Origin of the sequence: Pseudoduganella sp. R-32, from assembly GCF_049913245.1 — a bacterium.
Lineage (GTDB): Bacteria > Pseudomonadota > Gammaproteobacteria > Burkholderiales > Burkholderiaceae_D > Rugamonas.
Genome location: NZ_CP183987.1, coordinates 12863 through 28330 on the forward strand (window position 1 = coordinate 12863; position 15468 = coordinate 28330).

The 15468-nt window shown below is 55.7% G+C and carries 14 protein-coding genes and 1 pseudogene; 7 read left to right on the forward strand and 8 right to left on the reverse strand.

Annotated features, from left to right (window positions below; genetic code table 11):
- Positions 1-55: 55 nt before the first annotated feature.
- Entirely contained in the window at positions 56-1252 is a 1197-nt protein-coding gene (locus tag ACN9MU_RS00045; protein WP_426343936.1) for a hypothetical protein, read from the reverse strand.
- A gap of 786 nt (positions 1253-2038) precedes the next feature.
- Between ACN9MU_RS00045 and tnpA the strand changes: the two are divergent.
- The 3 genes and pseudogenes from tnpA to tnpC all read left to right on the forward strand — a co-directional run.
- A pseudogene (tnpA, locus tag ACN9MU_RS00050) lies at positions 2039-2338 on the forward strand (IS66-like element accessory protein TnpA); the annotation flags it as partial.
- The gene (gene tnpB / locus ACN9MU_RS00055; RefSeq protein WP_426317946.1) at positions 2335-2682 is read left to right on the forward strand and encodes an IS66 family insertion sequence element accessory protein TnpB; all 348 of its coding nucleotides are present in this window, start codon (positions 2335-2337) and stop codon (positions 2680-2682) included. The pseudogene tnpA and the gene tnpB, both read left to right, overlap by 4 nt.
- A 30-nt stretch (positions 2683-2712) precedes the next feature.
- Entirely contained in the window at positions 2713-4260 is a 1548-nt protein-coding gene (gene tnpC, locus ACN9MU_RS00060; protein ID WP_426317945.1) for an IS66 family transposase, read from the forward strand.
- Positions 4261-4338: 78 nt separating this feature from the next.
- Here tnpC and ACN9MU_RS00065 read toward each other — a convergent pair whose 3' ends face one another.
- Both ACN9MU_RS00065 and ACN9MU_RS00070 read right to left on the reverse strand, forming a co-directional pair.
- A complete protein-coding gene (locus tag ACN9MU_RS00065; RefSeq protein ID WP_426343937.1) occupies positions 4339-4563 on the reverse strand; it encodes an HNH endonuclease in 225 nt (74 codons plus the stop codon).
- A gap of 132 nt (positions 4564-4695) precedes the next feature.
- Entirely contained in the window at positions 4696-5190 is a 495-nt protein-coding gene (locus ACN9MU_RS00070; RefSeq protein ID WP_426343938.1) for a hypothetical protein, read from the reverse strand.
- Positions 5191-5458: 268 nt separating this feature from the next.
- Here ACN9MU_RS00070 and ACN9MU_RS00075 point away from each other — a divergent pair, with 268 nt between their 5' ends.
- Positions 5459-5992, forward strand: coding sequence for a TetR/AcrR family transcriptional regulator (locus ACN9MU_RS00075; protein ID WP_426344912.1), 534 nt, complete (start codon positions 5459-5461; stop codon positions 5990-5992).
- On the opposite strand, the gene ACN9MU_RS00080 is transcribed toward ACN9MU_RS00075, so the two are convergent.
- A complete protein-coding gene (locus ACN9MU_RS00080; protein WP_426343939.1) occupies positions 5940-6815 on the reverse strand; it encodes an NAD(P)H-binding protein in 876 nt (291 codons plus the stop codon). The genes ACN9MU_RS00075 and ACN9MU_RS00080 overlap by 53 nt on opposite strands.
- The gene (locus ACN9MU_RS00085) at positions 6812-7642 is read right to left on the reverse strand and encodes an SGNH/GDSL hydrolase family protein (RefSeq protein ID WP_426343940.1); all 831 of its coding nucleotides are present in this window, start codon (positions 7640-7642) and stop codon (positions 6812-6814) included. The genes ACN9MU_RS00080 and ACN9MU_RS00085 overlap by 4 nt, the downstream gene beginning before the upstream one ends.
- Before the next feature lie 416 nt (positions 7643-8058).
- Here ACN9MU_RS00085 and ACN9MU_RS00090 point away from each other — a divergent pair, with 416 nt between their 5' ends.
- A complete protein-coding gene (locus tag ACN9MU_RS00090; protein WP_426343941.1) occupies positions 8059-8748 on the forward strand; it encodes an HNH endonuclease in 690 nt (229 codons plus the stop codon).
- Positions 8749-8795: 47 nt separating this feature from the next.
- On the opposite strand, the gene ACN9MU_RS00095 is transcribed toward ACN9MU_RS00090, so the two are convergent.
- The 3 genes from ACN9MU_RS00095 to ACN9MU_RS00105 all read right to left on the reverse strand — a co-directional run bounded on the left by ACN9MU_RS00095 (position 8796) and on the right by ACN9MU_RS00105 (position 12854).
- The gene (locus tag ACN9MU_RS00095; RefSeq protein WP_426336652.1) at positions 8796-9776 is read right to left on the reverse strand and encodes a T6SS immunity protein Tli4 family protein; all 981 of its coding nucleotides are present in this window, start codon (positions 9774-9776) and stop codon (positions 8796-8798) included.
- A 595-nt stretch (positions 9777-10371) separates the two neighbouring features.
- Positions 10372-11187, reverse strand: a complete 816-nt coding sequence (locus ACN9MU_RS00100; protein WP_426337669.1) for a T6SS immunity protein Tli4 family protein — start codon at positions 11185-11187, stop codon at positions 10372-10374.
- A gap of 254 nt (positions 11188-11441) precedes the next feature.
- On the reverse strand, positions 11442-12854 hold the full coding sequence (locus tag ACN9MU_RS00105) for an esterase/lipase family protein (protein WP_426343942.1): 1413 nt from the start codon (positions 12852-12854) through the stop codon (positions 11442-11444).
- Positions 12855-12932: 78 nt separating this feature from the next.
- Here ACN9MU_RS00105 and ACN9MU_RS00110 point away from each other — a divergent pair.
- Both ACN9MU_RS00110 and ACN9MU_RS00115 read left to right on the forward strand, forming a co-directional pair.
- A protein-coding gene (locus tag ACN9MU_RS00110; protein WP_426343943.1) for an IS3 family transposase occupies positions 12933-14500 on the forward strand; the annotation gives its coding sequence in 2 pieces (ribosomal slippage) (positions 12933-13371 and positions 13371-14500; 1569 coding nt in all).
- A 774-nt stretch (positions 14501-15274) separates the two neighbouring features.
- The gene (locus tag ACN9MU_RS00115; RefSeq protein WP_426336654.1) at positions 15275-15454 is read left to right on the forward strand and encodes a type II toxin-antitoxin system HicA family toxin; all 180 of its coding nucleotides are present in this window, start codon (positions 15275-15277) and stop codon (positions 15452-15454) included.
- Positions 15455-15468 lie beyond the last annotated feature (14 nt).

Here is a 15468-nt window from a genome sequence, read left to right on the forward strand (position 1 = left end):
CATGTAGAGGGCCTAGCTGCGCAATGTCAACACGTCGTGCCTGTATCACCGTCGCTTAGTTGGTACGTTCAAATGTAAGGATGGTTTCTGTTCTCATCCGCTTTCCTAAGGCACCCTCTTGGGTTACCGGTAAATAACGACTTCCTGCTGGCAAGTCGCGCTCATAAGAATTTATCTCCCGGAAACCAAGTATTGACGCCGCCATGGCAACTCCTGCTGAATTTTGCACAAATGTACCTTTTAAGCAAGAATTTCCAACTACAAACGTTGCAATCCCGCCGGGCCTGGTAACGCGGGAGATTTCCGACAGCATCTGATAGAGGTCCTGTGAATATCTGTCGATCATTGGCCTAAATCGGGGCGGCAAGCTGGTCACGTCACACATTGCAGTTCGAATGGCATCAAGTTGCTCGTTGCGCCCTGGGCGATCAGGGGCGCGTTCAGCGCCGATTGAATTTGATCGAATATTTCGCAGCTTCTCAACGGGGTGACCAAGCCAAACCAATGACATCCTGTGCCCGCGCAAATAATCAATTGCATTGAGATATGGTGGCGACGTAAGAACTGCGTCGACGGACGCATCCGCGAGACCAGAGAGTGCGCGAGCATCGCCCAATTCAACGGATGCACGACCAGCTGGTGGATTTTCAAGCATTCGCTTCCTGACTTGTTTTAGCGATCGCGCCAGCCCATCAAAGACATCATAATTTGATTCGTCGGCAACCTTGTGTGGGCGGCTATGAGAAGTATCGCGAGCAAGCGATGCAGCCTGCTCTTTCGTCACAATGATGCGGCTCAATGCGATTCTGACTAGATCCGCGGCTGCATGATTTTCCGCCGGAAGATCAAGTGATGAATATTCGGACAGGACATGCGCTAGCTTCCGCAAAGGGGTTCTTTGCCGCAACCCGAACCAATATTTCACAAATTCTTTTGTTTCCTCACTCTTATCAATCCAAGGTAAGCGAACATCTTTTGCCTTCATGAGGCGGGCCTGGTCGATGATCTGCTGTCCCACTTGTTCGACCAATGCATCGTCAACCCTTGTGGTCCAAGCCCGCGCCATAAGAACCGCTAAGGGATCCATGTCGAATCCAATGGGTTTGAGCCCCAATTCCGCAGCTTGGCGCATAACGGTCCCCGAGCCTGACATCGGGTCCAGCACCACACTGCCAGCAGGCAGAGAGGCTAACGAGGCCAACGCAAGCTCTGGTGCCATGCGAGCTGGAAATGGGTGGATAGAACGGATCATGGATTTTCCTTGTTATTAGGACGAGCGTTTGGGAAATGGGACTTAGCAGTTATCACAACCGCCTCGGCGTCAGGATCAAAATAGACTTCGAGTTCGTCTCCCACGTCGACACCCAAATTCGCGAGCGCGGCCGGGCCAAGAGCAAGTCGACCTGATGGCTGCACTTTAGATGTCGTCAAAAAGACTTTTTTTAGACGTTTTATAGGATTCATAGGGGCCATGATACGACATCTGTGGATCCTCATCCAGACGCTATAGCAATGGCCAGCGGCAAGCTGAACTAAGTTAGGTGGAAATCAAGACAATCTAAGACCTGATTCATCAAACACTTGCAAGTCGATGGCTGCTTATGCTTCTGAAAAGGTCAGTGGGGATACTGGAGCATTGAAAATTGCGGCCGTCGGCCGCATGTCTGCGGAGGCAACGTGTGGCCTTCCCCCGCCATGACGGACTCTTCCGAAAAATGTTCAACGATTGCGACGTCCCTGCGTCCTAAGGCAAGAACACATTTTTGCGATGATAGTCGAGATACGGAAGCTGCGCAGCGCGGAAGGGAGCACGTGCCTGGTTGATCGCGTGCTCCAGTCCAAGTCGGGAAATGTCTGACGAATCGTAAGCGTACAGTCACCACCGTCTGGACCGTCTAGCAGGTCCCAGCCATGATTGAATTTTGGCACAGCAGTTGTGCCCACAAATTTGATTATGGACACGAATTTTCAACCAGTCATTCAGCGCGCGCCGAGAGGTAATTACCGGCGCCACTCCCTGGAGTTTAAGCGCAGGCTCGTCGCGTTGACCTTGGAGCCTGGCGCCTCGGTCGCTCGCATAGCGCGCGAACACGGCGTGAACGCAAACCAGGTATTCAGTTGGCGCAAGTTGTTCGAGGCGGAACTGCCGGTGCCCGATGGGTCAACGCAGGAGGCTGCGTTGCTGCCGGTGATGTTGGCGGCGCCAACAACAGCGCCAGTGCCGGAACAGCCCAACACCGGTGCCATCACGCTGGAGATTGGGCGTGTGAGATTGCGCATTGACGGTCAAGCAGATCCCTCTACGTTGGCGCAAATACTGGATCGGGTGCTGCGATGATCGGCCTACCGGCGGGAACCAAAGTCTGGCTGGCGGCCGGCACCACCGACATGCGCAGCGGATTCAACGGCCTGGCTGCGAAGGTAGAGACCGCGCTGGCGGAAGATCCATTTAGCGGCCACGTGTTTGTGTTCCGTGGCCGGCGCGGTGATTTGATCAAATTGTTGTGGTGGACCGGCGACGGCTTGTGCCTGTTGGCCAAACGGCTTGAGCATGGCCGCTTCATCTGGCCACAGGCCAGCAGCGGCAGTGTGGCACTGACGCAGGCGCAGTTGTCGATGCTACTGGAAGGCATTGACTGGCGCCGGCCCGAGCGAACTTGGCGCCCACAGTCGGCCTTGTAAACATGACAGCATTCTCGTAAACTGAGACGCATGCTGACCGCCACCGATCTCCCTGACGACATTGCCGCCCTGAAGGCAATGCTGTTGGCGCGCGACGAGCAAGTGCAGCGCCTGACGGCGCAGCTCGACACCCGCGCGGCAGAGATTGAACACCTAAAGCTGTTGATCGCCAAACTGCAGCGCATGCAGTTTGGCCGCCGTTCCGAAAAGTTGGAACGCCAGATCGAGCAGCTGGAGTTGAAGTTGGAAGACCTGGAGGCTGAAACGGGCGCCGCCGAAGAGGCCGAACCAGAGTCCAACCCGCCAGCGCGCCGCAAGGCGGCGCGCAAGCCGTTGCCAGATCATCTGCCACGCGATGAATGCGTGCATACCCCGGAGGTAGATGCCTGCCCGGCATGCGGCGGCGGCTTGCGCCACCTTGGCGAGGATGTATCGGAGCAGTTGGAATATGTGCCAGCCAGCTTCCGCGTGGTCCGCCACGTGCGTCCGAAGCTGGCCTGCAGCTGCTGCGACGTCATCGTGCAGGCACCTGCGCCAAGTCGGCCGGTGCAACGAGGGATTGCTGGCCCTGGCCTGCTGGCTCACGTGCTGGTGGCAAAGTACGCTGACCACCTGCCGCTGTATCGCCAGAGCGTGATCTATGCGCGCGAAGGCATCGAGTTGGATCGTTCGCTGCTGGCCAATTGGGTTGGCGCCGCTAGCAGCTTGCTGCGCCCCTTGGTTGATGCGGTTCGGTGCCACGTATTTGCCGCCACCAAGCTGCATGCTGATGACACCCCAATTCCGGTGCTTGCACCTGGAAACGGTACAACGCGCACGGCACGCCTGTGGACCTATGTGCGCGATGATCGTGCCAGCGCATCGGCGGTGCCGCCGGCTGTCTGGTTTGCCTATAGCCCAGATCGCAAAGGCATCCACCCGCAAACCCACCTGGCCCAATTTAAAGGCATCCTTCAGGCCGATGCGTATGCCGGCTTCGATGCCATCTTCGACAGCGGCCAGGTACGCGAAGCCGCGTGCTGGGCGCACGCGCGACGCAAATTCCATGACCTGCATGTGGCACGGCCATCGACCGTGACCACCGAGGCGTTGCGGCGTATCGGCGCGCTCTATGCCATTGAAGCCGAGATCCAGGGCCAGCCACCGGATCTGCGGCGCGACGCTCGATTGCTGCGCGCACGCCCCTTGCTGGACGATCTTGAACGCTGGCTGCGCGCCACGCTCACCACCTTGTCGAACAAGTCCGACACGGCCGCTGCCATCACGTACTCGCTCAAGCTGTGGCCAGCGCTGACCCGCTATTGCGATGATGGCCAGATCGAGATCGACAACTCGGCCGCAGAGCGCGCCCTGCGCGGCGTTGCCCTGGGTCGCCGCAACTACCTGTTTGCCGGTGCAGACAGCGGCGGCGAACGCGCAGCCGCCATCTATGCGCTGATCGGCACGGCCAAGCTAAACGGTGTCGACCCCGAAGCTTGGCTGCGCTATGTGCTGGCCCACATCGCCGACCACCCCGTCAACCGCGTTAACGAGTTCCTGCCTTGGAACTGCGCGGCGCAGCTCGCACCTTCCAATTAACTACACGCCGCTTCCCAGCGGTGTGTTCACATCATCAGGGAAGTAGGCGCTTCATTCAATACGGTATTGAACGGACGCTTACGACGAATCCACATGCGACGATACGATTACACTGCCGTCCTCCATAAAGCCGATGAGGCCTCGATCAAACAAGAGATCAACGTTTGGCGACAGTAGGAGGCCGTTATTCCCGTCAAGACGCTCGTTGCCGTTGACGCAAGATCGCCAAGGCTTGATGTGGCTGGCGATCAGGAACTGTGGTGAAGAAATTCCGGTTAGTCGACAGCTGCTCTCAAAGCGCATCACGTTTTCGCGAAACGCCCCCTGACCGCAACGCGCATTGATCTGCTGCTTCTTCTCAGTACTTGAGAGAGTGATGTCGGCTCTGATCTTCTCTTGAACCTGTTCATCCGTTAACGTTGTTTGTAGCCCGTTCTATACCGCAAAGCTGGCATGTCCGAACAGTGCGTCAAGATTGATTTGTTCGGGCCGAATTAGTTCAACGAAAAGTTCTTCACTTATCTCTGCAAGATAAACCGCCTGATTGCCATGACCGGTCTTCAAGTTCAATGGCGAGTACTTTGAAGGAAATAGTGTTCGCGTTCGTTCGAACGATGCTTTCGGACTGATCTTGGGGGTCAATGGGCGCCATAAAATTGGAAGCATCCAACCTTCATTGTCCCAGGCGTCCCCAGCAGTCCCAAACTCGTCTGGCTTGATTCGACTAAAGGCGAAATCGCAAACTTGGCCAATGTGTGAAATTTGACCATCTGCATAAGAGAGTACAAAGTCACCAGGCTCAGCACGCCTCATATTGTCGTAGAAGCGATTCGACGAGCCATCGCGCTTCAGTTTGGGCGACCATAGATATCCCCCGCCGATCTCTTCGCGCGAAGTTTGTTTATGGTTTACCCACCAATATCGTGTCATTCTTTCTTGTCGGACTTTATCGACAAGATATTAATTTTTAAACCTTCTCTTAGTCAACCTTAACTATTACTTTTAAGTTGATGGCTGCTTGATTGGCCTACCCTATCGTGGATGATGACAATTGCCGTCGCATGCAACACCTCGCCTCTTGTAGTATTTCGAATTCATGAAGCTTCCCCCAGATAATTCACCCGCGATGAAAAGCACCACCGATCACAAAGTCCGACGCGAGCCCAGGCAGCAAAGGTCAAGGCAAACCGTGAATACGATGCTCGACGCCGTCACGGTTGTGCTCAAGCGCCATGGTCCTGATGGTGTCACGACCAATCGCATCAGCGAGGTTGCGGGTTTTAGCATCGGCTCGCTCTATCAATATTTCCCTGACAAGCAGGCAATCTACCGGGCGCTTCACGAACGCCATGTGAATGAAGTGCGCGCAGCCATTACGCAGGCGATAGCGGAAAACGCATCCGGGTCGCTTGAAGACTTCACTCGCGCACTTGTAGAAGGGCTGGTCAATGTCCATTCCTCCGACCCGCAGCTGCATCAACTCATCACGGCCCTGGTGCCGGAAGGCCCGGCGGAGTTTCGCTCAGCGCTGTGCGAGATTTTTGAACAAGTCGCCGTTCCCGCCGACGATGAAACAAGGCGGATGCTCTTTGTGCTTTCTGGTCTCATTGAGTCGCTGGTGCATGGTTTGGCCGAGTGGCCTCCTCATATCCCGCTCGAAGAGACGAAAGCGGAGACCGTCAAGACTGCGCTCTCCTACCTCGAGACTTGCCGGGCGCTGCGAACTCAGTGACGTTCTCGGCCACCCATTCTTCGAAAGAACGCGGTGCTCGCCCGAGGATGCGTTGAACCGCGTCCGTCGTCGTGGTTACGCGCCCTTCCCTGATCGCCCGCCAGATATCGGTCATCGCTTCCGCATAGGCATCGCTACCGAAGCTCGCTTCATCGTCACTGATGGGAACGTATCGAATGCGCCTTCCAATTGCGGCACCGATCATTTCCGCCATCTCGGCATAGCTCAATGCTTTCGGCCCGGTGATCACCACGGCTTGGCGACGAAGATCGCGCGTAGTCATGGCATGGACGGCGATATCTGCGATGTCGGCCGGGTGGATGAAGGCGATTTTGCCCTTGCCGGTCGAGGACCGCAGGATGCGCTCGGTCTGGATCGCTTCCGCCCAATACAGCGCATTGCTCATGAAACCTGCGGGCCTGATGAACGTGTAATCGAGTCCGCTCTCCTGCACCGCCGTTTCACTCAGGGCATGCCAAGGCCCCGTACCGACGCCAGACAGGACGTCCAGTGTGGAGAGTTTGACCAAGTGACTGACGCCGGCTTTTTTGGCGGCAAGCGCTGCCACGCGGTCGCGGGCGGCAAGGTCGGGGCCGCTGTTGAGGAGAAAGAGCGTGTCAATTCCCGCAAAGGCGGCGGCTAAAGACCGCTGGCTTGCACCCAGGTCTCCAACGCGTATATCGACAGCGTCGCCAAACAGCGCGCGCGCCCTCGCTTCGTCGCGGACAAAGATGCAAGGCCGGATGCCGCGTTCAATCAGGCGGTGGGTGACCAGTGAGCCGATGTTTCCAGTTGCGCCTGTCACGAGATGCTTCGTGGTCATAGTACGCTCCAGCCGCGGACCACTTCACGGGCGATGCGCTTTTGCCCCTCAAGTGAAAGGTGGAGGCCGTCGTCCATCAACATTTCCGGCGCTGGCAGAGCACCCAAGGCTGAGAAGAGGTCGATCACGGGGTCGCCAAGGATGCGCACATGTTTCGCGACCTGCGCCACGTCTTCATTGCGTAAGCGGACGCCGAAGCGTGACAGGCCCCAGTGCGCAGCCACTTGTTCTTCGTTGACCGCAGGCGGCGTGATCCACAGGCGCTGTGCCTTGCATTCGCCTATGGCGCGGCTGCGCATTTCGACGAGGTTGCGCGCGGTCTCTTCGTGGCTGACGATCGTTTTGGTCGGCTTAGGCCCCTGCGTTCGGGCGTCGTTGGTGCCCATGAAGAAAATCAGCCAATCGGGCTGACCCACGAGTGATTCGCCAAGCCGCACCAGCCCATGCGCTGTCGTTTCGCCCGGGACCGCGCTGATCATCACTGTCAAGGCGTCATTGGGCCGGCACGCAGCGAGCATTTCCGCCAGGATCACAGCCCAGGCCTGGGGATCGGCGGTCAGGCTGTCACCGAAGACAATGATTTGCGCACCCTTGCGCAGCGGGAGTTGGTCGACCAGCTTGGCCATGCCTGGTTCATCAAGCAGCGCGGCGGCGGCTTCCTTCGCGTTTTGGCGCATCGTATTGAGCTCTGATCGGTAAAGCTCCGGATCAATGCCGATGAGTGCGGCGAGACTGTCTTCGGTGAGCGCAGCAATGCCAGGCAATGAGGCCAGCGCCTTCTCTGGTTGCAGCACTTTCAAGAGCCATTGAATTCGTTCGTTTGACATGAATACTCCTTTGTAGTGCAAGGAGCTTAGAGCTCGAAGAGGTGTTCCGTCAGCTCGCTTTACGAGTTCAGTAAGCCATTGAATCTGTTGCCGAATTTTGAACGTTCGGGGCAATTACTCAAATTTGAAACGCTCAACTCATGCTTCCAAAACAGTGACGCAAATCTAAAACTCATTGAACGTCGCGACGTTCGCAAGGTCATGATTGCCACCGTTATACGGCTTCGGCTGTAATTTCTACCTGCGGCACCACCGTCTTCGCCGTTTATAAATAGCAGGCTCAACTAACCAACTGGCGGTATTTGCCGTGCTAAACTTGGTTGCATCTAATCAATAGGCATGCAACCAACTTTATGGCGACAGGTCCGAGCGAGGTAAAGACTGACGATTGGTCTTCGTTCGAGCTGGAAGCTGCCGTGGTCGCCTATCTGGAAATGCTCCGGCAAGAACTTAACGGGGCTAAGTATGTGAAGGCGCATTTCAACAAGGCCCTTCGCGAAAACGAACTGTCCTCCCGCTCGCCTGGCTCCGTCGAGATGCGCATGCAAAATATTTCGGCAGTCATGATGGAGCTAAGGCTCCCGTTCATTCCTGGCTATTTGCCCAAAGGGCAGGTAGGCAGTCGCGTGAAGCCAGTCTTGATTGCCGCAATTGAGAGACATAGCGGGAACATGCCGTGGGCTGCAACCTCCGATCCGAGAACGTTGGATGAACGCGTTGCCGTCATGCTTTCGCAGCCGCTGGTGGATGCGCCGCCGGGGAATTCGACGCCTAAGCAGTCTATATCTCAAGTCACTGTATTTGAGCGTAGTCCAGCAGTTAAGGCTTGGGTACTAAAGCATGCCGGACCATATTGCGAAGGCTGTCACTCAGTCGCGCCTTTCGAGGTTCAGCCTGGGGTTCCATACCTGGAAGTGCATCACGTGGTGCCACTGGCTGCTGGAGGCGAAGATACGGTGGAAAATTCCGTAGCATTGTGCCCAAACTGCCACCGTCGCTGCCACTATTCACACGCACGGTCGGAGTTCATTCGCGAACTCTATTACAAGGTTCCGCGACTATTGCCGCGGCCGGCCGAGGATGATCAGTTCAATGCCTTCATCTGACCGAACAGAATGACGGGCTCTGGACAAATATTTCGCTTATTGATGAACTAGCTCGTTGGCCTGGGTCTAATGGAGCTCAACACCTTCTCCCATAGGTAAAGGGCCTCGCGATCAGAGATGCTGGCTCTAACGCCGCCAATCACGTTGTCTTTAACTCCGGTCTGCATCTGAATATCCAACACTGGCAGCAGAGGGTTCTTTGGTTCCCCTTGGCTCACGTATCCAAATTCGTGATGTTCGTCTCCGGTCTTTTGTGCGGGCATCCGGGCTCCGACTTCGAAGCCATCCCAGTTATCCACCTTCCTCGGCCCTCTGCTCAAAAACTTGATGCGGCTATGCCACTCCCCATTCCCATTTGCGACTGCATCCCTTTCTGCAGCCTTCAATCGCGGTTCGAGTGCATCCGAATCGATGTATATGTCCTTTTTGGTCATCTCAATAGAGATATGGACATCTGCGAACTCCTTCAGGCGTATCCCGATTGAGACCGCTTCCACCATGTATTTGTGAGGCGGATCAGCAAGGAAAGCGCCATCAATACACACGCCGGGTTCGCTCGGTATTTCGTCTTCCGCACGCGGGCGAAGGCGCTTGGCGACTTGCCTGGCGTCGTCGACATCGTCCAGGAACTCGTCTCCTTCGCCAAAGGCTTCGTACTCTTGCACGTAAAGATCCGAGCCTAGCTTTATCAACGACTGCACATTGTAAAAAGCACCGTCGCCCCGGCCTACACCAAAGACTATTTTCTGGTTTGGAGAGAAGCCTTCTCTTATCGTCCCAACCAGCGAACCTTTTTCCTTTAACGGCCCGTAAGCAAGCCATCTTCTCGACTCGCTCTCAGCCACCGCGCTCTTGATCGAAGCGTCGAAATTATTGCCTTCACCCGCCTTCCTCCAAATCTCAACAGGCAAGCGAGCTGGCCCGAAGACTATCTCCGCATTCTTCGGAACATCGACAATGAAACGTCCAATGCAAGTTGGCCTGACGTCTTCCGTTGTTGAAATGAGCCGATTCGAATCATTGTTCATTCTTCGCTCCGTTAACTTTCCGCAGCCAATACCAGCCACCATTGCGGTAGCGCACGCAAGAAGTTGGGTCCGCAAACCGATTCTGCTCACGTGCCCTCCCATCGCATTTGAGCAGCAATCTTGGCGATGCTGAACAACGTCGAGTGTAGGGCCCGGACATCCTTGTAGCTATTCTGATGTTCGTAGCCTGTCTGGAGATATTGCACCCTATTTGGCTTAAGCTCGGTCCACACGGTGAGCTCCTTGAACGTGAGCTCGTCACCTACGAGCTGGTTGGACCGTTATGACGGAAAGCTGAGCGCGCACACAAGCGCAGCACGTTTATATCGGGCATTTAGCCGCGCCTTGCGGGCGAGCCGGATGTGCACACCAAGTTCATCGAAGCGCATCGCGGGGCTTAGCGATCTGCTCGACATGGCGTTACCGCCGAAGTCGGTCAATCGGCAATTCACCGGCGTGGAGTGCTTTGCCCGGCGCTACGTCTTCGGCCCGGTGATCACCACGGCCTCGCAACGAAGATCGCGCAGGATTACCAGCCATGCGGAGCAAGTACACTGGAAGCGGAGACCGTGGGGCTCACTGGCGGCGGTGGCGCCTATTTTCGCGGCTTACCGATGGCCCATGGCCTTATGGAGGACGTAATCCTGTCCCAGAGGTAAAGTGCCTCTTGGTCAGATATGCTCGATCTCATACCGCTCGCCTTATTGCCCTTTACCCCCGTATCAAGCTCAATCTCGACTGACGGGACCATATGATTGCCGGGCTCTCCATGCGAAAAGAATGCGAATTCATGCGACTCCATCACCTGATTAATTCTTGGCTTTCTAGCCAGATACTCCGATCCAATCCAATTGCCGATCTTTCGTTCTCCTCGACGAATTACCCGAACCCGGTCGTACCAGCCTCCAGCACCGGACTGCCTTGCATCTTCTTCCGCAGCTGCGGAACGCGCTTCTAGCGAATCGCCTTCGACTTTCCTATCTTTGGTGATCAACTCTATCGAGAAATGGACGTCAGGAAATTGGTGCAAGCGAACACCCAACGTTACCGCCTCATAAATGGGTGATGAGGGTTCTACGATGAAGGCTCCATCAAGGCAGATTCCCGGTTCCGCTGGCACAGCGTCTGATGACCTAGCACGCAAAAGTGGCGCTATGTTTTTGAGCTGCACGACCGCATCGCGATACGCATCTCCGTATGACGTAGTCCTTTGGATGAAAAGGTCTTCTCCGACCCTTTGAATCGATTCAATTTCGTAAAACGAGCCAATTGACTTTGCGGCGCCGAAAATGATCTGTTGGTCTGCGACGGAACCGCTAATTACTTTACCAAACATTGAGTCACTCTTCAGCAATGGGCCTCTCGCACGAGCACGATCTTCTTCAATCTCTGAGAGCCGACTGTTGATCATTTCATCCAACTTCTCGCCGTACCCAGGCCATCTTTCGATTATGTATGGCAGTCTCGCAGGGCCGTATATCACTTCAGACTCCATTGGAATCTCCAAAACGAACCTGCCGACACAAACGATTCGCGTAGTCTTGAAGAGAGTAACAAGTCGATTGTTCGAATCCTGGTCCATGGCACGTCCTTTGTTTGCTATGATATGAAGCCCAAGTGCAGCCGCAGTAAAAAGTACTGCTAGCAGGGCCCTCTTACCTGGCCTCATTTGGACCACCACATTCTTGCGGCGATCCGCACCACGCAATACAAGGTGCTATCTAAAGCGCGCTCGTTCTTGTAGCTCTCTTGATGTTCGTAGCCTGTCTGACGAAAGACTCCTTTTACGTTCGCGCTCAACAGCTGGTGCTCTGCCGAGCGAAGCGGCACTGTTTGATCTCCTGCGCCAGATGAAGGTCCTAGACGTATTTTTGTATGGAGTTTGCGGCCGCCTTCCAGTTGTTCTACAGCCTCTAGCTCACCCTTCTTGTCATCCTTCACGATTTTCAAGTCGTGCCAATGGCGGCCGGTGTAATCACGGTGAATCTCCCAGACAACCGATTCCCAGGACGGTTGCGAGTTGTCGGCTCCGTAATGAACGTAGGTTCGCGGATGGTAATACTGTCCCAGCTTGTCGTGGAAGTCGCGCGCATCATCGACGAAGCCGCAAAAACGCAAAAATGTCGCATCAGGCGACCTCGCGGGATTTAACCATTCTTCACGAATTAACCCGTACCAGCGATCTCGCAATTTGTAGATTTCTTCATATGGATCGCCGTGCTTTGGAAAACTATCGTACTGGATACCATTGTGACGCACTATCAACCATCCGTTTCCATAGGCCTTGCTGGGCAACAGTTGCAAACCGCCAGGCGAATTACCTAGTACGGCAGTTACCTCACTTCCCTTATTGCCTATGATTTTTGGGACCGGGTCGAGGCCGGCCTTCTTCTCTTCAAATCCACATCTCATTCTCTTGTAGGCTGCCGGCGCACCGATGGCGGGAAGTACTCCGTGGACAACCCCTAGAATTTTGTCACTCATGTTCGCCATTTCAGGATGAGCCAACGCACGTGCTACAAGACCTCCCATTGAATGAGTGATGATGATGACTTTTTCGCATTCGAAACCGTAATCTTTATAATTTTCGATGAGCTTCTCTATGCGCTTGCGTATCGACAGCGCCGATTCATAATTCGATTGAAGCCAGTTGTAGCCCATCGCATGCACGGGAAAGAAATTCCCAAGCATTGCCCTCATGAGTTCGTCTTTTGACAGTGGTTTCAATGCCGGCGCATGGTGGGCTTGCCATGCACCCGGGTCAACTCCTATCATTCTCGATAGGGGCCCATTCTCGATTGGTGTATTCAGCGCCTCCTCAAGGCGCTCGAGTAAAATCCTATAACTGCCAAAGAACACTTCTCCCCACCCACGGCTCCTTGCCTTTTTTTCGATAGAAAGGCTGTTGCAGCCGAACCGAGGCTCGCCAACGAGTAGTGGAGAACCAGCCGAATATGCCAAGTCAACATTGATGTCATCAACTTTGCTATTTCTTTCGTCGGCTGTTTCATCAGGATCGCCGGTAGGGTTCGAATAAGGATCGTATGTATCGACCTCCGTGGCCTCCTGGTCCAGCAACCGTTGCCGTCCCCCAGTGTCAAAATAGTTGTCGCTCCGATAGATCTGAGAAAATGGGGGCGATAACAGGAGTGTGAAGTGGCACGGTACGGACAGGAATTTAAGGATAAGGCGGTAGCGCGTTTGTTGCCGCCAGAGAGCGCGTCGATCAAGGATGTCGCCTTGTCGATTGGCGTGAGCGAATCGACATTGGAACGCTGGCGCAGTGAAGCGCTGGCCAATCCGACGCAACGCCGCGAATGGACGCCCGCCGCGCGGTTTGAAGCGGTGCTGGCGACGTCCATGATGGACGAGGCAAACAAAGGCGCTTGGTGCCGCAGTAATGGCGTCTATCCGCACGAGCTGGCAGTGTGGCGCGAGCATGCAATCAATGCTTTAGCCGAACCTGGAGAGAAGCGCGTGACTGCGGCAGAGGCCAAGCAAGACAGGCGCCGCATCAAGGAACTGGAACGCGAGATCCGCCGCAAGGACAAGGCGTTAGCGGAGACTGCAGCTTTGCTCGTGCTATCAAAAAAAGCCGAGGCGATCTTCAGCAAGTACAAGGCCGAGGACGAATGATCGGACTCGAAGATCGCCAAGTCATGGCCCGAGATATCGCCGACGCTTGCCAGGCCGGTGCACGCCTGAGTGAGGCATGTGCCACAGTCGGCTTGAATGCGCGCACCCTGCAACGCTGGCAAGCGCACGGCGGCTTGGAAAACGGCGACCGCCGGCCGACGGCAATACGCCCTCTGCCTTCGCATGCGCTGACGGAGAACGAACGCGCTGCCGTTTTGGCCGCCGCGAACGAACCGCGTTTTGCTGACATGCCGCCGGCTCGCATCGTCCCCATGCTGGCCGACGAGGGCGTCTACTTGGCCAGCGAATCGACATTCAGTCGTATCCTGCGCGCCCATGGTCAGATTCGCCATCGCGGTCGGGCCAAAGCGCCGCGTCGGCAGCGGCCGCCGACCACACATATCGCCACTGCGCCCGGCCAGGTCTGGTGCTGGGATATGACCTATTTGCCGGCTCGGGTGGCGGGCCGCTGGTTTTACCTCTACTTGATCCTGGATCTCTACAGCCGCAAGATCATTGGCTGGGAGGTGCATGCCGAGGATGATGCCGACCATGCCAGTCACTTGGTGCGCCGCACCGCATTGGCCGAAGGCGTCGCTATGAACCGCAACAAGCCAGTGCTGCATGGCGATAACGGTGCCACACTGAAGGCGACCACGGTGTTGGCCATGCTGCATTGGCTGGGCATCAAGCCTTCTTACTCGCGCCCGCGTGTGAGCGACGACAACGCGTTCGCCGAGGCACTGTTCCGCACCGCAAAGTATCGCCCGGAATTCCCATCGGGTGGCTTCGCCGATCTGGCCGCCACGCGCGACTGGGCCGCCCGCTTTGTGCAGTGGTACAACGTCGAACATCGACACAGCGGCATTCGCTATGTCAGCCCCGCACAGCGCCATGCTGGGCAAGACAAGGCTATTCTGGCAGCGCGGCATCAGCTCTATCTGGCTGCCCAGGCGCGCCATCCGGCCCGCTGGTCGGGCAATACGCGCAACTGGGCACCTTGTGGCGCCGTTACCTTGAACCCAGAGCGCGATCACGTCGTTTCCACCAGTGCAAAGGAGAGCCATACTCAGCAAATTGCTGCTTGAATCGGGCGACAACTACCTTGACACGCGCCGCCGTCGCCAAGGCCCTGTGTAAAGTAGACTTCCGACTTCACCTACCTTATCGGGAAGCCATACTGAATTGTTGGAATTTCCAAGTTCCTTTTGACGTTGGTCGCTAACTCGAAGATTTGAACCCATAATGCCGGGCAAGAAAACGATTGGTATCACGCGCCTAGGAGGCACGATCATTTTTTGTGGCGCACGGTCTTCTGTTGGGGTCGCAAACCCGTTCGCCTTCATACCACCGGACTTGAGATCAACTGCAAGTTGCGTTGCCATAAGGGCTCCTCGAATTCCGTTACTCCTTGGGCGATGAAGTCGTCAAAGGAGGCATGCAGGATGTGGTAACCAGGGTTGCGGCGGATTGACTCGCTGCCTTGCGTTGCTGCACAGGCACGTCTTCCAGCATTTGCGTCCAATGCGTCTGACACAGTTGCAATGGACGGCGGTAATCAGATCCTTGTATTGCTGCAAGAAACTCAGCAGGACGTTGCCCCCAGCGGGCTCCCGTCGTCTGTTTGACGCGAGAGTCTATGTTGGCATCCGTAATGGCCGCCGACATTGATCTACTGCAAAAGGCCTTGAGGTGGAAGTCTTTTTGGAGAGTGGTAATCGAGTCCGCTCCGGCTCTTCTGTTTCGCGAACTTGATCCTGAACAAAAGTGTGAATAGTTGCCAGTGGCAATATCGAACGGCAACCAAGTTCACATCATGCCAACAGATGCAACAGAAGTGTTGTATTATCAGGCTTAGGGCCATGAAATACAGCGAGTTCCGACGTTGGCTGGAGCGGCAAGGCGCCGTCTTCTCACCCGGCCGTGGCAGCCATCCCAAAGTGGATCTGAATGGTCGAACAAGTGTATTTCCCGACCACGGACCGAAGGAAATCGGTACCGGATTGGTCAAGAAGATCAAGAATGACCTCGGACTGAAATGAACGCATTGGCTCGA